Annotated in this window: 17 protein-coding genes; 7 read left to right on the top strand and 10 right to left on the bottom strand. The window is 60.8% G+C overall.

The annotated features are described in order from the left end of the window. Positions 1-38: 38 nt before the first annotated feature. From ACR0CG_RS19670 to cobU, 3 genes are read right to left on the bottom strand one after another with little or no spacing between them, the layout of a single operon-like run. Complete coding sequence (locus tag ACR0CG_RS19670; protein ID WP_480526996.1) at positions 39-911, bottom strand: glutathione S-transferase N-terminal domain-containing protein; 873 nt, start codon at positions 909-911, stop codon at positions 39-41. 58 nt (positions 912-969) lie between these two features. Further along, positions 970-1,548 carry a histidine phosphatase family protein gene (locus ACR0CG_RS19665; protein WP_480526994.1) on the bottom strand — a complete coding sequence of 193 codons (579 nt, stop codon included), beginning with the start codon at positions 1,546-1,548 and terminating at the stop codon, positions 970-972. Continuing rightward, positions 1,545-2,066, bottom strand: a complete 522-nt coding sequence (gene cobU / locus ACR0CG_RS19660) for a bifunctional adenosylcobinamide kinase/adenosylcobinamide-phosphate guanylyltransferase (RefSeq protein ID WP_480526992.1) — start codon at positions 2,064-2,066, stop codon at positions 1,545-1,547. Before cobU ends, ACR0CG_RS19665 begins: the two co-directional genes overlap by 4 nt. Before the next feature lie 99 nt (positions 2,067-2,165). Here cobU and ACR0CG_RS19655 point away from each other — a divergent pair, with 99 nt between their 5' ends. The 5 genes from ACR0CG_RS19655 to ACR0CG_RS19635 all read left to right on the top strand — a co-directional run bounded on the left by ACR0CG_RS19655 (position 2,166) and on the right by ACR0CG_RS19635 (position 6,661). Continuing rightward, entirely contained in the window at positions 2,166-3,044 is an 879-nt protein-coding gene (locus tag ACR0CG_RS19655; RefSeq protein WP_170615711.1) for an RNA polymerase factor sigma-32, read from the top strand. Next, on the top strand, positions 3,041-3,865 hold the full coding sequence (locus ACR0CG_RS19650; RefSeq protein ID WP_480526990.1) for a ChaN family lipoprotein: 825 nt from the start codon (positions 3,041-3,043) through the stop codon (positions 3,863-3,865). The genes ACR0CG_RS19655 and ACR0CG_RS19650 overlap by 4 nt, the downstream gene beginning before the upstream one ends. A gap of 63 nt (positions 3,866-3,928) precedes the next feature. Continuing rightward, the gene (coaBC, locus tag ACR0CG_RS19645; RefSeq protein WP_480527051.1) at positions 3,929-5,125 is read left to right on the top strand and encodes a bifunctional phosphopantothenoylcysteine decarboxylase/phosphopantothenate--cysteine ligase CoaBC; all 1,197 of its coding nucleotides are present in this window, start codon (positions 3,929-3,931) and stop codon (positions 5,123-5,125) included. Positions 5,126-5,162: 37 nt separating this feature from the next. Further along, complete coding sequence (gene dut, locus ACR0CG_RS19640) at positions 5,163-5,618, top strand: dUTP diphosphatase (RefSeq protein ID WP_170615717.1); 456 nt, start codon at positions 5,163-5,165, stop codon at positions 5,616-5,618. Continuing rightward, on the top strand, positions 5,618-6,661 hold the full coding sequence (locus ACR0CG_RS19635) for a HesA/MoeB/ThiF family protein (protein WP_480526988.1): 1,044 nt from the start codon (positions 5,618-5,620) through the stop codon (positions 6,659-6,661). Before dut ends, ACR0CG_RS19635 begins: the two co-directional genes overlap by 1 nt. A gap of 84 nt (positions 6,662-6,745) precedes the next feature. On the opposite strand, the gene ACR0CG_RS19630 is transcribed toward ACR0CG_RS19635, so the two are convergent. Next, on the bottom strand, positions 6,746-7,963 hold the full coding sequence (locus ACR0CG_RS19630; RefSeq protein WP_480526986.1) for a trans-sulfuration enzyme family protein: 1,218 nt from the start codon (positions 7,961-7,963) through the stop codon (positions 6,746-6,748). 142 nt (positions 7,964-8,105) lie between these two features. Here ACR0CG_RS19630 and ACR0CG_RS19625 point away from each other — a divergent pair, with 142 nt between their 5' ends. Beyond that, a complete protein-coding gene (locus tag ACR0CG_RS19625) occupies positions 8,106-10,121 on the top strand; it encodes a M3 family metallopeptidase (RefSeq protein ID WP_480526984.1) in 2,016 nt (671 codons plus the stop codon). Between the two features lie 13 nt (positions 10,122-10,134). On the opposite strand, the gene ACR0CG_RS19620 is transcribed toward ACR0CG_RS19625, so the two are convergent. The 6 genes from ACR0CG_RS19620 to ACR0CG_RS19595 all read right to left on the bottom strand — a co-directional run bounded on the left by ACR0CG_RS19620 (position 10,135) and on the right by ACR0CG_RS19595 (position 16,704). Beyond that, positions 10,135-11,067 carry a 2-hydroxyacid dehydrogenase gene (locus ACR0CG_RS19620; RefSeq protein WP_480526983.1) on the bottom strand — a complete coding sequence of 311 codons (933 nt, stop codon included), beginning with the start codon at positions 11,065-11,067 and terminating at the stop codon, positions 10,135-10,137. A gap of 15 nt (positions 11,068-11,082) precedes the next feature. Beyond that, a complete protein-coding gene (gene rodA, locus ACR0CG_RS19615) occupies positions 11,083-12,222 on the bottom strand; it encodes a rod shape-determining protein RodA (RefSeq protein ID WP_170615727.1) in 1,140 nt (379 codons plus the stop codon). Beyond that, a complete protein-coding gene (mrdA, locus tag ACR0CG_RS19610) occupies positions 12,219-14,168 on the bottom strand; it encodes a penicillin-binding protein 2 (protein WP_170615729.1) in 1,950 nt (649 codons plus the stop codon). Before mrdA ends, rodA begins: the two co-directional genes overlap by 4 nt. Beyond that, positions 14,165-14,701: a rod shape-determining protein MreD gene (locus ACR0CG_RS19605; protein ID WP_480526981.1), complete on the bottom strand. Its 537-nt coding sequence runs from the start codon at positions 14,699-14,701 to the stop codon at positions 14,165-14,167. Before ACR0CG_RS19605 ends, mrdA begins: the two co-directional genes overlap by 4 nt. Further along, positions 14,694-15,596 carry a rod shape-determining protein MreC gene (mreC, locus tag ACR0CG_RS19600; RefSeq protein ID WP_170681826.1) on the bottom strand — a complete coding sequence of 301 codons (903 nt, stop codon included), beginning with the start codon at positions 15,594-15,596 and terminating at the stop codon, positions 14,694-14,696. Before mreC ends, ACR0CG_RS19605 begins: the two co-directional genes overlap by 8 nt. Positions 15,597-15,657: 61 nt before the next feature. After that, complete coding sequence (locus ACR0CG_RS19595) at positions 15,658-16,704, bottom strand: rod shape-determining protein (RefSeq protein WP_039523195.1); 1,047 nt, start codon at positions 16,702-16,704, stop codon at positions 15,658-15,660. Between the two features lie 156 nt (positions 16,705-16,860). Between ACR0CG_RS19595 and ACR0CG_RS19590 the strand changes: the two genes are divergently transcribed. After that, on the top strand, positions 16,861-17,646 hold the full coding sequence (locus ACR0CG_RS19590; protein ID WP_480526979.1) for a 23S rRNA (adenine(2030)-N(6))-methyltransferase RlmJ: 786 nt from the start codon (positions 16,861-16,863) through the stop codon (positions 17,644-17,646). Positions 17,647-17,743: the final 97 nt, after the last annotated feature.

Below are 17,743 nucleotides of genomic sequence, written 5' to 3'. Positions count from 1 at the left end.
TGCCATGGTTGCGGTTTAGGAATGGTTAACGGCGGTGTTCATTTCCCGACCATCGCCTTGAATTTCGGCCATGCTTCGGGGTCGGCGACCGTCTTGTCCCGACAAAACGCGTTGCAGAACCCCCAACTTGCGCCGTCAAGCTCCAGGAAGTGGGTGGCTACTTTGCCGGAATAGGGACAGTTTTCATTGGCGGAGGGGCCGCTTGCAACTGGCCTCGCCTGTGAAAACCCGCCGATGGGCCACGGGATTGAAGAAAGGTTCTGCGCGTAAGGAAAAGGATCGTACTGCACGGTCAACCCCATGGCCCGCCATTGCCTTACGCAAGGGTCCGAGAGCAGCTCCAGACAATAGTCGCGGCTCGCCGATGACACCGGCAGCCCATAGCCAATGATGCGGGCCGCAACTGGTGTATAGAAAACATCTGCCAGAGAATATGCGCCGAACAACGGACCCGAAGCCGCACCGGACACCGAACGGGCGTGATCCCACAATGTGTCGATGCGCTTCAGGTCTGACAGGGTCTCGGGCGAAGGGTCAAAACCCACCCAGCAGTGAAGCAGTTGCATCGGGCATTGGCTGCGTAACGCCGAAAAACCCGACACCATTTCTGTGCAAAGCCAGCGCGCGGTTGCGCGGGCCGCCGGTTCGTTGGGCCACAAGCCTGCCTCGGGGTGCCGTTCAACCAGCGTCTCGGCCATGGCCAGGCTTTCACCAACCACAGTTCCGTCCGGCAAACGCAAGGCCGGCACAAGCCGTGCCGGAGCCAGAGATTTCATGTCTTCGTCCATTGTGCCGGAATACAGACCAATCAAATGGCTTCGATAAGGCAGGCCGAATTTTTCCAGCATCAGCCATCCACGCATGGACCAGCTGGAAAACAGGCGGTCCCCGATATACAGGTCATAAGTCATGCGGCAACGATGCCGCAGGGCTTTGCATCAGTAAATCAGAGAATTGTGGGCACTCTTATCACGGAAGATGATTAATAGACCCAACCGACCATGTGCTGCCGTCCAGCGAAATCCGCGTCACCGACAGATTGTCGATCCGGTGTGAAAATGCCTGTTGCGCATCCAGATCAAGCGCGCGTTGCACCTGTGTCAGGATAACGCCGAAATGGGCGACAATGACCAGATCCGCGCCCGTGTGCGCTGCGATCAGCCGATCAATGGCCCGGTCCACCCTCAGGCGCACGTCGTTCCAGCTTTCGCCACCGGGCGGGCGTATGTCGCCGGGATTGTCCCAATAGGCAAATGCAAGTTCGGGATCTTCCGCCTCGATCTCGGCAAAGGCGCGCATCTCCCAGCGGCCAAAGTTGATTTCCCGCAAATCACGGTGATGCGGCAACCGTCTCCGCGTGCCCTGAATGGCCGTTGCCGTATCCGCCGCACGGGACAAGTCGGATGACACGATCAGAGCATCTGATGGCAGGTGCTCGTGCAACCGGTCAATCGCGGCCTGATCGCTCAGGTCAGCAGGCAGATCGGACCAGCCGACCATGGTTTTGGCATGTGTGGGCCCGTGCCTGACAAGAAACAAACGCGTCATGGCAATTGCCCCTTTAAGACCAGCGGCAACCCGGCTGTCACCTGCACGACCAGATTGGCCTGCGCGGCCAGCGCAATGTTCAGACGCCCCTGCGCCTCGCGGAACCGGCGGGCCAGCGCGTTTTCGGGCACGATGCCATGACCGACTTCGTTGGACACGACAACCAGCCGGGCCGGGCAATCGCGCAGTGCGTTCAGCAAATCCTCCTGCGCAGATTGCAGATCGGATTCTGCAAGCAAATGGTTGGTCAGCCACATGGTGGCGCAATCGATCAGACAGATCTGATCCGCTGCCAGTTCGGCCAGAACCGGGGCCAGATCCATGGGCGCCTCAATCGTGGTCCAGCCTTCCCCGCGCTGATCCAGATGGCGCTGAACCTTGGCGTGCATCTCGCCATCAAGCACTTGTGAAGTTGCAAGATAAACCCGGCTTTTTGCAGTTGAAACAACCAGTTGTTCCGCAAAGGCCGATTTCCCCGAGGCCGCCCCGCCCAGTACAAAGGTTAAATCGGAGCTCACGATCCCTACCTTTCAAATGATCCATCTGGTCTTTCTGTGCGTATCGACACCAGGTCGGCATGGCAAGCCCGGCCCGCGCCTGTGAAAGGGGAGATTTGCATGGCACTGGATAACGCAAAAGACTTTTCGATGTCCCGGCAGGCAATGAAAGCCGAGCTGCTGGACGCTGAAACCGAACTTCGGCTGGCTTATGCATGGCGGGATGAACGAGATGAGCAGGCGCTGCATCGCCTGATCACCGCCTATATGCGGTTGGCGATTTCAATGGCCGCCAAGTTCAAGCGCTATGGCGCGCCAATGAATGATCTGATTCAAGAGGCCGGGCTGGGCCTGATGAAAGCCGCCGACAAGTTTGATCCGGACCGCGGCGTGCGCTTTTCGACCTATGCGGTTTGGTGGATCAAGGCCAGCGTACAGGATTACGTGATGCGAAACTGGTCGATGGTGCGAACCGGATCGACCTCTTCGCAGAAATCTCTGTTCTTCAACATGCGGCGGGTTCAGGCCCGGTTGGAACGTGAAGCAGCGACCGAGGGTATGGAACTGGATCGCCATCAGCTTCACCAGATGATCGCGGCCGAAATCGGGGTCCCGCTGCGCGACGTCGAAATGATGGAGGGGCGTCTGTCCGGTTCAGATTTCTCGCTCAATGCGGTGCAGTCGGCCGATGAAGACGGGCGAGAATGGATCGACGCGCTTGAAGACGATCGCGAACAGGCCGCTGAAACCGTGGAAAGCCGTCACGACACCGAACAGCTGCGTGAATGGCTGCTGAAAGCGATGCAATCGCTGAATGAGCGCGAGCGTTTCATCGTGCGCGAGCGCAAACTGCGTGAACCTTCCCGGACACTGGAAAGCCTCGGGCAGGAGTTGGGATTGTCTAAGGAACGTGTACGTCAGCTTGAAGCCGCCGCCTTTGTGAAAATGCGCAAGAACCTTGAAGGCCAATCGCGCGAGGTGCAACACTTCATCGCATGAAACAGTTTGCGATTCTTGTTTGGGCCCTGACCCTTACCTACGGGTTGGCGCGACCCGGGCAGGCCGACGGCCTGATCCGCGATGATGTGACGTCCGCCATGCAGGCGGCGGATGTGGTCATACTGGGTGAAATTCACGACAACCCGCGCCATCACCTGGTTCAGACTCAGGCGCTTGAGGCGGTTTCGCCCTCTGCCGTTGTTTGGGAAATGGTGACGGAAGAGGGTGCCAAACGTCTGGCTCAGACGGCAGCCTCCGACCCCGAGGAATTGTCACGTATTCTGCAATGGGCCGAGTCAGGCTGGCCACCGCTCAGTATGTATTACCCCGTCTTCGAGGCAACGGATGCGCCAGTTTACGGGGCGATGGTTCCACGAAAAGCCGCCCGAACTGCCATGGAACGAGGTGCCGCCACGACGTTCGGCGCCGATGCCGCGCGCTATGGCCTGACGGTACCCCTGTCAGCCGATGATCAGGCTGCGCGCGAGGCCGATCAGCTTGCCGCACATTGCAACGCGGTTCCGACCGAGATGTTGCCCCAGATGGTTGCGATTCAAAGGTTGCGGGATGCGGTCCTGACACGCGCGATCCTGCGCGCAAAGGATGAAACCGGCGGGCCGGTCGCGGTTATCACCGGCAACGGCCACGCTCGCAAAGACCGCGGTATCCCGACCTTCCTGTCGCGCCTGAGCCCCGGTCTGAAGGTTTATGTACTGGGCCAGTCCGAAGATGGCGTTATCGATGGCACGTTTGACGCCGTAATCGACAGCCCCGCTGCCGAGCGGGAAGATCCGTGCGAAGCCTTTGGTGTGCAGAATTAACAACTGGAACAACCTGCCTGCGTTGCCTAATGTCGGGGCCGACCGGGACGGGAAGGGCAGATGATGCTGGCATCCAAACGCATATTGCTGATCATTGGCGGCGGGATTGCGGCTTACAAGTCGCTGGACCTGATCCGGCGGCTGAAAGAACGCGGTGCGGCGGTGACTCCGGTCCTGACGGGCGCAGCAGAAGAATTCGTGACGCCCTTGTCCGTGTCCGCTCTGGCCGGAGACAAACTCTACCGAGATCTGTTCGATCTGACGGATGAGGCCGAGATGGGCCATATCCAGTTGTCCCGTTCTGCTGACCTGATCGTAGTGGCTCCGGCAACGGCGGATCTGATGGGCAAGATGGCTGCTGGGCTCGCTAATGATCTGGCCTCGACCCTGTTGATGGCAACGGATACGCCCGTGCTGTGCGCACCCGGCATGAATGTGCGTATGTGGGATCATCCCGCGACGCAACGCAACCTAAGGCAATTGCAGGCCGATGGCGTCCGGTTCGTCGGTCCGAACGAAGGCGATATGGCTTGCGGCGAGTTCGGACCGGGCCGCATGTCGGAACCTCTGGAGATCGTGGCCGCGATCGAGGCCGCATTGGGCAATGGCCCCCTGTCCGGCAAGCGTATTCTGGTTACGTCGGGACCGACCCACGAACCCATCGACCCGGTGCGCTATATCGCCAACCGGTCGTCTGGCGCGCAAGGCACGGCCGTGGCCCGCGCGCTGGCATCCCTGGGGGCCGAAGTGATCTTTGTGACCGGCCCCGCAGATGTTCCCCCGCCCGATAACGTGCAGGTCATCCCAGTGGAAACCGCGCGCCAGATGTCCGATGCGGTCGATGCAGCCCTGCCTGTCGATGCCGGCGTGTTTGCCGCAGCCGTGGCTGACTGGCGCGTGGCCAGCGCGTCCGATCGGAAGCTGAAGAAAAGCCGCGACGGCCTGCCGGCGCTGGAGTTTGCCGAAAACCCTGACATCCTGAAACGTGTGTCGCACATGACGGAAGGGCGGCCCAGACTGGTTGTCGGCTTTGCCGCCGAAACCAATGACGTAGTCGAAAATGCGACGGCCAAACGCACGCGCAAAGGATGCGACTGGATCGTCGCGAACGATGTCAGCCCCGCGACGGGCATTATGGGCGGTTCGGAAAATGCCGTGACCCTCATCTCGCAAGATGGGGCCGAAAGCTGGCCTCGCATGGGCAAGGATGAAGTGGCCCGGAAACTGGCCGCCAAAATCGCCGACGCTTTGACAGAATAAGATACCGGCCCCGCGTGGCACGGCAAGAGGTGCAGCAATGGTAGCAATTCGTGTAATCCGTGAAGATGGAGCGGACCCTTCGGTTCCCCTGCCCTCGTATGAAACATCGGGCGCGGCGGGCGCGGACGTGCGGGCCAATCTGCCGGGTGGCGCGCCGATCCGGCTTGAACCGGGTCAGCGGGCACTGGTGCCGACCGGGCTGCGGATCGAAATTCCCAACGGGTATGAGGTGCAGGTGCGCCCCCGTTCCGGGCTTGCGCTGAAACACGGAATTACCTTGCCAAACACGCCCGGCACCATCGACAGCGACTATCGCGGCCCGTTGGGTGTGATCGTTCTGAATGCTGGGCAGGATGTGTTCGAGATCACGCATGGCGAACGCATTGCGCAACTTGTGGTGGCCCCGGTTGTGCAGGCCGTGTTCGAGGCCGCGGTTGCCCTGTCCGACACCGAACGCGGGGCAAGTGGCTTCGGTTCGACCGGGCGCGGCTGATGATACTGGTTCTGGGGCTTGCCGCCGGGCTTTGGGGCATCGGGTATTTTGCCGGAGTTTCACGCGGGGCGCGGAATGTATCCGTTGCCGTATTGTTGGCCGGGGTCATCATTGCCCAACTGGTGCTGCCGGATGGAAACCCGCTAAGGCAGGCGACCGGCGGATCGGCGGCCGTCTGGCTGATCCTGGGTGGCGCGGCCGGTCTTGCTCTGATTTATGGCAGGTTGTTGAGGATGCTGCGCGCTCGCGCAGCGCCTGCCAAGGAGCCTGCCATGCCATCCGATCAATTTAGCGAAACCGAACTTGACCGCTACGCACGCCACATCGTTCTGCGCGAACTGGGCGGACCCGGACAGAAACGGCTGAAAAAGGCGCGGGTTCTGGTCATTGGTGCCGGCGGGCTTGGCGCCCCGGCCCTGCAATATCTGGCAGCGGCAGGTGTCGGCACAATCGGCGTGATCGACGATGATGAGGTCGAAAACGCCAACCTGCAGCGGCAGGTAATCCATCGGGACGCGGATATCGGCATGCCCAAAGTGTTTTCCGCCCAACAGGCGATGGAGGCGCAGAACCCGAATGTGGTGGTCCTGCCCTATCATCGCCGCCTGACAAACGACATCGCCGAAGAACTGTTCCGCGACTTTGACCTGATCCTGGACGGTACCGACAATTTCGACACTCGCTATCTGGCCAACCGAACGGCAGTCGCGCTTGGCAAGCCACTGATCTCGGGCGCGCTGTCGCAATGGGAGGGGCAACTGAGCGTCTTTGATCCGGCCACGGATGGCCCCTGCTATCAATGCATTTTCCCCGAAGCCCCCGCCCCCGGGCTGGCTCCTTCCTGTGCCGAAGCGGGTGTCGTTGGCCCCCTACCCGGTGTGGTCGGATCCATGATGGCGGTGGAAGCCATCAAGGTCATCACTAGCGCGGGGCAGGCCTTGCGCGGCGAGATGCTGATCTATGACGCGCTTTACGGCGAAAGCCGCAAGATCACCCTGTTCAAACGCGACGATTGCCCGATCTGCGCAAGCGCAGCGGTTTAACCCAATCCGCCGCGCGCCAGCGGCGCGCGGCCCGGCCCAACCCCGCCGGGGCACGTCTTTGATGTGTCCCGCGGGGGCGGGAGCCTAATGCTGGCCCAATGCCCGATCCAGATCGGCGATCAGGTCTTCGGCGTCTTCCAGCCCGACAGACAGGCGGAAAATCCCGTCGCCGGCATAGGCGCGGTAGTCCTCAAGCTGCGCACCACTCAGCCGGAAGGACGTTTCCATCAGGCCATCGGTTCCCATCCAGAAAATCAGGCTGCGATGATGCCCCAGCGACACCGCGTAGTGAATCACCTCAAGCCGCTCGATCATCTGCTGCGCGATACGTTCACCATCAGCGGCGCGGCCGACCTGAAACGAGATCATGCCGGATTTGTTCGACATCTGCCGTGCCGCCAGATCCGATTGCGGATGCGAGGCCAGACCCGGATAGATGACTTTCGTGACACGTGGGTCGTCTTCCAGCCATTGCGCCACAGCCATTGCACCCGCCTCATGCGCTTTCATCCGCAACGGCAGGGTCGTAGCCCCGCGCGCGATCAGCCAGGCGTTGAAGGGGGACAAAACGCCTCCATGATGAATACCTGCCTCGATCCGCATTTTCGCGATCAGCTCGGCGGACCCGGCAACGGCGCCGCCAATCGCATCACCATGGCCGCCGATATATTTGGTAATCGAATGCATCGTCAGATCAACGCCAAGACCCACCGTGTCCATGCCCAACGGCGATGCAAAGGTCGCATCACAGCTGAGCAACGCCCCGGCGTCACGCGCCAGTTTCGAGACGGCGGCCAGATCGGTCAGGCGACCGATCGGGTTCACCGGCGTTTCCGTGTGGATCAGGCGGGTGTTGGGGCGAATTGCGGCCGCCACCGAGGCCGGATCGGACATGTTGACCGCCGAGACTTCGATCCCCATACGCGGCAAAGTCTCGCGTGCCAGTTCCGCGACCCCTGCATAAGAAACATCCGACACGATCAGATGATCTCCGGCGGACAGAAAGGTGAAAAAGATCGCTGACGCAGAAGCCATCCCGGACGCGCTTGCCAGACAGGCTTCAGTCCCCTGCAACGCGGCAATCTTGGCCTCCAGACCCGCGACCGTCGGGTTCGCCCAGCGCGAATAGACAAACGGGCTGTCCGGCGTCAGGTCATGGGCCGAAAAACCCGCCAGATCCTCGGTCACATAGGTCGAGCTCATGTGGATCGGCGGAGCAGACGCGTTGGTCGAAGCATCCGGCGGATCGCCTGCGTGGATGGCCCTGGTCATGATCCCGGCGGGACGGTTCGGCTTGGTCATATCCTGTCTCCCTTTGCCGACGACCCTGCGTGCGCCACGCTGCCGATGCAAGCCGGATTGCGACTTTTTCAGGCGACTTGCGCGCCCGCCCTCTGGACCATCACAGGCAGGCTGCCTACCTTGTCAGACAAAGGAGATCTGAATGACCAACCCGATCCTGTCCGACTGGAACACCCCCTTTGCAATCGCCCCATTTGCCGAGATTTCGGACGATGATTTTGCCCCGGCGCTGGATCAGGCATTGGCCGCGCACACCGCCCAGATCGATACCATCGCGACGAATCCGGACGCCCCGACATTCGCCAATACAATCGAGGCACTCGAAGCCGCCGGGGAACAGCTGGACAAAGTTCTGGCGGTCTTTTTTACCGTCGCAGGTGCGGACAGCAACCCGGCGCGCGAAGCCCTGCAGCGCGATTTCTCACCCAAACTGGCGGCCCATTTTTCCGCGATCTCATCCAACAAACCTCTGTTTCAGCGGGTCGCCGATCTTTGGGCGTGGCGCGGTGAATTGGGCCTGACCGACGAACAGGCGCGTGTCCTGATGCTGACCCATCGCGGTTTTGTGCGCGCGGGTGCGGCGTTGCAGGGTGATGACGATACCCGCATGCAGGAAATCAAATCCCGCCTGGCCACGCTGGGCACATCCTTCACCCAGAACCTGCTGGCGGATGAAAGGGACTGGTTCATGGAGTTGACCGAGGGTGATCTGGCCAGTCTGCCCGGTTTTGTCACCGATGCCGCCCGTGCGGCCGGCAAGGAGAAAGGGCTGGATGGCCCGGTTGTGACCCTGTCACGGTCCTTGATCGTGCCGTTTCTGCAATTCTCGCCCCGCCGCGATCTGCGCGAAAAGGCGTATCTCGCGTGGGCGGCGCGTGGTGCGAAAGGCGGGGAAACCGACAACCGCGAGATTGCCGCTGAAATCCTTTCGTTGCGCGGAGAACGCGCTACGCTGCTGGGTTATGGCAGCTTTGCCGATTACAAACTGGAAACGGAAATGGCCCGGACGCCGGATAGGGTGCGGGACCTGCTGATGCAGGTTTGGAAGCCTGCTAAGGCGCGCGCAGATGCCGATGCCAAAACCCTGACGCAAATGATGCAGGAGGACGGGGTCAACGGGCCGCTGGAAGCCTGGGACTGGCGGTATTACGCGGAAAAACGGCGCAAGGCCGAGCATGATCTGGATGAGGCCGCGCTCAAGCCGTATCTGCAGTTGGAGCGTATGATCGAGGCGTCCTTTGCCTGCGCCAATCGGCTGTTCGGGCTGGAATTCAAGCCGCTGGATGTCCCGCTCTATCACCCCGATTGCCGCGCATGGGAGGTGACGCGCGATGGCAAGCATATCGCGGTGTTCATCGGGGACTACTTCGCGCGCGGTTCCAAACGGTCCGGTGCCTGGTGCAGCGCAATGCGCGCGCAGGCGAAATTCCCCAAGGAACAGGCGCCAGTTGTCATTAATGTCTGCAACTTCGCCAAAGGCGACCCGGCGCTGCTGTCCTACGACGACGCGCGCACCCTGTTTCACGAATTTGGCCATGCCCTTCATCAGATGCTGTCGAATGTGACCTATGAAAGCATCTCGGGCACAAGCGTTGCGCGGGACTTTGTGGAACTGCCCAGCCAGCTTTACGAACACTGGCTGGAAGTGCCCGAGGTACTGGCAGAATACGCAACGCATGCAGAAACCGGCGAACCGATGCCGCAGGACATGTTGGAGAAGGTACTGAAAGCGGCCAATTTCGATCAGGGCTTTCAAACCGTGGAATATGTCGCCTCGGCTCTGGTCGACCTGGCATTCCACGACGGCGCGGCCCCAGCCGACCCGATGGCGAAACAGGCCGAAGTTCTGGCCGAAATCGGAATGCCGCGCGCCATCGGAATGCGCCACGCCACTCCGCATTTCGCGCATGTCTTTTCCGGGGACGGATACAGTTCCGGCTACTACAGCTATATGTGGTCCGAAGTTATGGATGCCGACGCTTTTGCGGCATTTGAGGAGGCGGGCAGCGCCTTCGATCCCGATCGCGCCCAGGCGCTTGAGGACAACATCCTGTCCACCGGAGGCTCACGCGAGGCCGAAGACCTGTATCTCGCCTTCCGTGGCCGCCTACCGGGTGTCGAGGCACTGCTGAAAGGGCGGGGCCTGATCGCCGCCTGAACTGGATGGGTCGTCAGTACCCCAACTGGCGATCCACCAGATGCAGGAAGGGCTCACCTGCCTCACCGCGCCGGATGTTTTCGCAAATGACCTGCGCGGCAGTGATCTCGCGGGTTTCGGACGCGATATGAGGTGTCACAGTCACGTTGGGATGTGCCCAGTACGGATGCTCGGGCGGCAGTGGTTCGGTCCGGAACACGTCCAGCGTGGCATGACCCACTTGCCCTGAATTCAACGCATCCAGCAGGGCATCATCGTCGATCAACGGCCCGCGACCCGGGTTGAGGATCCGTGCACCTTTGGGCAACAGGGCCAGCGTTTCCGCGTTCAGCGTGTTTTCCGTCGCTGCCGTATCGGGCAGCAGCAGAACCACAATTTCTGCCTGAGACAGCGCCCTTTTCAATCCCTTCTGCCCATGCAGACAAGTCACGCCGTCGACGTCCTTGGGCGTGCGGCTCCAACCGGTAACATTGAAATTCAGCGCGGCCAGTGCCTTGGCGCAGGCCAGCCCCAAAGCGCCCAGACCCAAAACCGTTACATGCCGTTGCTGCGCGAGCGGCGGTGCTTCGGGCGTCCAGACGCCGTCCTGGACGGTGATGTGACGATCCATCCCCAGATGGTAGCGCAGCACATGCCCGACGACCCATTCTGTCATGCCTTGCGTCAGCCCGTGATCGACCATCCGGGCCAGCGGCACGGTCAGGGTTTCATTGTCCGCGATACTCTCGATCCCGGCCCACAGGCTGAGTACAGCCTTGAGCCGACTGAAGGGCCCGAAATCCCGCAATCCGCCCGTCGGTCCGTAAACCACGTAGTCGACCTGTTCCGGTGAAATCTCTGGCGACAACTCAAACTCCAGCCCGGCTTCGGACAGGCCCTGGCGCAGCAACGGCTCATAAACCGGCCAAAGCCCGGGACGTGCGGAAAACAGGACATTCACTGTCATGGATTGCCTTTCAGATTAACGAGGACGATGGATATGCGCGCTTTGAACGATGCCGAACGCGGCCATCAGAACCAGCATGGCCGAGCCGCCATAGCTGACCATGGGCAGCGGAACGCCGACAACCGGGGCAAGACCCATGACCATGGACATGTTGACGGCAAAGAACAGGAAGAAGTTCAGTGCAATGCCCAAAGTCACAAGCGATGAGAAACGGTCTTTGGTCGTCAGCGCGGTAACCATGCAGAAAATCAGGATCAGAGCATACAGGATCAACAGCGTGATGCCGCCGACGAACCCGAACTCTTCGGCCAGTGTGGTAAAGATGAAATCGGTATGTTTCTCGGGTAGGAAGTTCAACCGCGACTGAGTGCCCTGCATAAACCCGCGTCCGTTCCAGCCCCCGGATCCCAGGGCAATCTTGGACTGTGTAATGTGGTAACCCGCGCCAAGCGGATCGGTGGAAGGATCGAGAAACGTATCGATGCGCCTGAACTGGTAGTCCTTGAGCAATTGCCAGTCTGTCCCACGGCTGTTGAACACTGTGGCGATCAGCCCGACACCTGCTGCTATTACGGCGGCGAAATAGGCCCAGTGGACACCAGCCAGAAACATCAGGCCACCGCCAGCGGCCAGCAACAGGATCGACGTACCCAGGTCAGGCTGTTTGAGCACCATGAAGGTTGGGATCAGGATCAGGGCAACAGGGATAAGCACCCAAAGCGGGCGCGAGGTCTTGTGAGACGGCAACCAGTCGTAATAGGCGGCCAGCACCATGACCAGGGCAACCTTCATGACCTCGGACGGTTGAAGCCGCATGAACCCAAGGTCGATCCAGCGCTGCGCGCCCATGCCGACCGTGCCGAAAAGCTCGACAAAGATCAGCAGAACGATCGAGCCGAGATAGGCCAGAACCGACATGTTGCGCCAGAACCAGATCGGAACAAGCGCCACAATGAACATGGCCGCCAGACCCATCCCGAACCGCTCCATCTGCGGTTCGGCCCACGGGGTCCACGAACCGCCCGCCACCGAATACAGCATCAGGAACCCGGCACTGGCCGTGCTGATCAACAGCAGGGTCAGCGGCCAGTTCATATACAGAAACTTGCGAAACCCCGACGGCGTGGATTTGACGGCATATTCAAGATAGCTCATGCGCGGTCCTTTTCATCCGGACGCGCTTTGGGGCGGCGGTCGCCCTCCAACCTTTTTTGCTGTTCCTTGATGCGCTCGCGGTCGGCAACCGGATACGCCTCAAGCGGGGGCGTACCGTTGTAGAGCGCCTGAAGCATGATGTCCCGCGCGACAGGGGCGGCCGCCTTGGACCCGCCACCGCCATGTTCAACGACGACGGCTATGGCGTATTTCGGATTATCGTACGGGGCGAAGCTGACGAACAGCGCGTGGTCACGCCGTTCCCAAGGCAGATCTTCGTTTCGGATCACACCAGCAGCGCGTTCAGCCTTGGTAATGTTGCGGACCTGACTGGTACCCGTCTTGCCCGCCATGCGAAACTCATCTGCGATGATACGGCTGCGGTAGGCCGTTCCACGCCGGTCATTGGAGACCGAGAACATCGCTTTGCGCACCTGTGACAGGTTCCGCTGATTGACCGCAAGTGGCTCACCCGCGCCCGAGGGCTGTTCGACCCCGTTGACCGACCGGACCAGGCGCGGCGTCACGGCGCGGCCTGTGGCGATCCGCGCGGTCATGACGGCAAGCTGCATGGGCGAGGCCAGCATGAAGCCCTGACCGATCGAGGCGTTAGCGGTGTCCCCGACCAGCCATTCCTGCCCGTGGACCCGCTGTTTCCATTCCTGATTTGGCGCCAGCCCCCCTGCCACGGCCGACATCGGGATATCGTGCTTGATGCCCAGCCCGAAAGTTCGGGCCATGTCGGATATCCTGTCGATGCCCACGCGCAAGGCAACATCATAATAGTAGACGTCGCAACTGCGTTTGAGAGAGGTTTCAAGATCGACCGTACCGTGCCCGCCGCGTTTCCAGCAATGGAACCTGCGGCTGCCGACTTTCAGATGACCGGGGCAATATACCGTGTTGCCGGGTCCGATCACACCGGCCTCAAGCGCAGCCATGGCCGTGATCATTTTGAACGTCGACCCCGGTGGATAGGTACCCTGTACCGTCTTGTTTGCCAGCGGACGATATTTGTCCTGTGTCAGCGACCTGTAATCGGCGACCGAGATACCGCGTACAAACAGGTTGGGATCAAAGCTGGGGGCCGAGGCAATCGCACGCAGATCGCCGGTTTCGCAGTCTATCACAACCGCCGCCGCGCTTTCCCCGGCCAATCTGGCCTGTGCGTATTGCTGCAGATCGGCGTCGATCGACAATTGCAGGTCGGCCCCGGCTTCACCCTCCTGGCGGTCCAGTTCCCGCATCACGCGACCGGTCGCGTTGACCTCGACCCGCTTGGCCCCGGCCTTGCCGCGCAGGGTGGCCTCCTGCTTGGCCTCCAGCCCGACCTTGCCGATCTGAAACCGGGGGATGCGCAGAACCGGCTCGGGGTCTTCCATTTGGCTCAGGTCGTAGTCGCTGACCGGGCCGACATAACCGACGATATGGGCGAAATCCTCATACCGGGGATATTGGCGGGTCAGACCGACTTCGGGCGTCACGCCGGGCAGGGCCGGCGCGTTCACCGCAACTTTCGAGATGTCCTCCCACGTAACCTGATCTGCCAGCGTGACCGGCAGGAAGGGTGCGGACCGGCGCATTTCCGTGCGGGCACGCTCGATCTCATCCTCGTTCAGGGGGATCAGTTCCGAAAGCTTGGCAATGACCGAGTCGATATCACCCGCGTCTTCGCGCACGATCACGATCCGGTAGGACGGCGAGTTCTGGCCAATGACCTGTCCGTTCCGGTCATAGATGCGCCCGCGTGTCGGCGGGATCAGGCGGATGTTGATCCGGTTTTCCTCGGCCAGCAGCCGGTACTGATCGGCCTGATCAACCTGCATAAACCGCATCCGCGCGGCCAGACCACCGATAAAGACCGCCTGCAAACCACCCAGAACCAACGCCCGGCGCGGCAGACGTTTGTAGGCAAGGCCCTGGGATTTGGTGCGTTTCTGCTTCATGCCCGCGCCCCGACAATACCGGCATCCGCAGCTGAAATACGGCGGACGCCCATACCATTCTGACTGATCAGTACAATCAAGGGATAGATGGCGATGGTCAAAATCAGTTGAACAACTGTCGGCCAAAAAGCGGTCTGCTGGACCGACAGAACCGACAGAATGAAACGGTTCAGCACAAAGATACCGGTCATCACCGCCGCGACCGAGCTCCATTCGCCAAAAAATCCGATGTCCCGCATTCCCGGCGCTGCCGAGCGCAAATAGTTTGTTGCCACAACGACCAGTGCCGCCAGCAACCCCGGCGGCCGTTGCAGAAGCAGGTCGGCTATCAGCATGACAACGGCCACAATTGCGATGGGCGTGTATTCGGGGCGCCGAAGCACCCAAGCGAATGTGAGGGCGATCAGAACATCCGGAAACGGCCAGCGGTCCGGCTGGGTGTTCAGCGGCAACAGGTGCAGAAACAGCACAAGAACCACCAGAAAAACATAGAGGCAGCGCATGGCCCAGAGATGGGAAACCGCCTTATCCATCTGCGGCCTCATCCGGGGTCAGGGATGCTTCGGGTCGCAGCGGACCAACGATATCTCCGGAATCACGAATGGCGGGCGCCGACTGGTAACGCAGCACGCGCAGAAACTCGAGACGCTCGAAATCGGCGGACAGACGCACGCGCAACCTGCCACCCGGATCGGCGGTGATCTGACCGATCAGCAATCCTGCCGGGAAAACGCCACCGTCGCCCGACGTAATGACCCGGTCGCCGGGTCGGACGAGTTCACGGTTTTCCAGAAACTCGACCAATGGTACCGCTGTGTTGTCCCCCTTGATCAAAGCGGTCTGCCCGGACGGCTGGATGGTGGCAGGGATAGCGCTCGAGGCGTCCGTCATCAGGATGACACGCGCGGTGTCGGCGCCGACGCCGGAGATGCGCCCAACCAGCCCGATCCCATCCATGGCGGCCCAGCCATCGACTATACCGTCCCGTCGTCCCACGTTCAGAAGGACAGACTGCCGGAAGGGGGAACCGCTGTCGGCCATGACAACACCGGTGATATAGGTCAGGCGCGGATCCAGCCGGACGTTGTTCAGGTCCAGCAACCGGGCGTTTTCCTGTTCCAGTTGCAGCGCCGCCTCTTTCCAGGCGCGCATCCGGCGCAGTTCACTGCGCAATTCCCGGTTCTGCTCGCTCAGCCGCTGATAGCTCTGGAAATCGCGGACTAGGTTGACCGTGGCCGTGACCGGCACCATGGCCCATTCCATCGAGGGCACCACGGCATCCACGACCTGAGCGCGAAACCTCTCGACCCGTGGGCTGTCAATGCGCCAGACCAGAAAGATACCCAGCAGGCACAAAACAACGATCCCCAACAACAAACGGCGTAAGGGGGTGGTGTATTCGTCGCGCTGTGATCGGTCCTTTGCCACAGGACTCCTTCCCGTGCTGCTCGCGCCCGATTGTTAACCCTGTATTGGAAGGGTGCGCGCCTTAGCTTTCGTAGTCAATCGCGTGGCGCAGTTGTTTTTCGTATTCCAGCGCCTTGCCGGTTCCCAAAGCCACACAATTCAGGCTTTCATCGGCAATCGACACGGCCAGACCGGTCTGTTCGCGCAGCGCCAGGTCCAAATCACCCAACAGAGCGCCACCGCCGGTCAGCATGACGCCCCGGTCCACAATGTCCGCTGCCAGATCGGGCGGCGTGGTTTCCAGCGCGGTCATCACCGCCTCGCAAATCTGCTGGACAGGTTCGGACAGCGCCTCGGCCACCTGAGCCTGGCTGATCTCGATTTCTTTCGGAACGCCGTTCAACAGGTCACGGCCGCGGATATGCATCGACTGGCCACGGCCGTCATCGGGCATCCGGGCGGTGCCGATGGTGGTTTTGATACGTTCAGCGGTGGATTCGCCAACCAGCAGGTTCTGCTGACGGCGCAGGTACGAGATGATGGCCTCGTCCATCCGGTCCCCACCGACGCGAACCGAGCGGGCGTAAACGATGTCGCCCAGCGACAGAACCGCAACTTCGGTTGTACCGCCACCGATATCGACAACCATGTTTCCGGTCGGATCGGTGATCGGCATTCCCGCGCCAATGGCGGCCGCAATGGGTTCAGCGATCAGACCCGCGCGACGGGCCCCTGCGGACAGAACCGACTGTCGGATTGCGCGCTTTTCGACCGGAGTCGCACCATGCGGAACACAAACGATGATTTTCGGTTTCGAAAAGGTCGAGCGCTTGTGCACCTTGCGGATGAAATGTTTGATCATTTCCTCAGCGGTGTCGAAGTCGGCAATGACCCCTTCACGCATCGGGCGGATGGCCTCGATGGAACCGGGGGTCCGGCCCAGCATCAGCTTGGCGTCTTCGCCCACAGCCAGCACTTTCTTCACGCCATCCTTGACGTGATAGGCGACCACAGAGGGTTCGGACAGAATGACGCCGCGCCCTTTGACATAAACCAGCGTGTTCGCCGTCCCAAGGTCAATGGCCATGTCCGCTGTGAACAGGCCGCCCAGATTGCCAAAGATCCCCATGTTTCCCCTGATCCTGTCTGTCAGAATTTTCTACTGCCCGCGACTCGACGGTTCCGGGACGGATGACTTATAGGGTGCCAACACGCCCGATTAAAGGCCTGATTCCGTGACAATCAGCGCCTTTTCGCCTCATTGATAGGGACTTTAGAAGGCAAAATGCTTTCATATCAACATATTTACCACGCCGGGAATCTGGCGGACGTGCAAAAGCACTCATTGCTGGCCTGGACGCTGCGTTATCTGACGCAAAAAGACAAACCGCTGAGCTACATCGAAACCCACGCCGGACGCGGACTATACCACCTGGACTCGGAGGAGGCCCGCAAAACCGGCGAAGCGGACGCGGGCATCGAAAGGGCGCGGCGCGAGGCCTGGTTCGATCCGGAACACCCGCTGGCCCGGGCAATCTCGGACATACAGGCCCGGTATGGACCGGCCTGTTACCCGGGTTCTCCCATGATCGCAGCCAGCCTGTTACGCCCACAGGACAATTTGCATTTCGCGGAACTGCACCCAAAGGAATACGCGGCCCTTTCAGGCGAGTTAACGGCCCGAAACGCACGGGTGTATCGGCAGGATGGCTATGAACTGGCGCAATCCCTGCTGCCGCCCACGCCGCGTCGTGGAATGTTGCTGATCGATCCCAGCTACGAGGTGAAGGCCGAATATGGTCGTTTACCGGGGATCGTCGCCAAACTGCACCGCAAGTGGAATGTCGGGGTGATCGCGCTGTGGTACCCGATTCTGGCCGATAACCGTCATAAGCCTATGCTGGCAGCCCTGACCAATCAGGCATTGCCAAAGGTGATGCGCCACGAGGTGATCTTCCCGCCGGCCCGGGAAGGGCACAACATGATCGGTTCGGGGATGTTCATAATCAACGCACCCTACGGTGTCGAAGATGAAACCGCGCGGCTTTCGGACCTGTTCGACAGGATCTGAGGGACGTTCGTGCAAACAACGGGGGAACTCCCGCCCCGTTTGCCGGCATCAAAGATGCAGTCAATTGGTTTGGGCCCTGCACCGCGCCAAAGCGCGG

It is taken from the genome of Ruegeria sp. AB8 (assembly GCF_056542605.1).
This window is presented reverse-complemented; position numbering and strand designations above follow the sequence as displayed.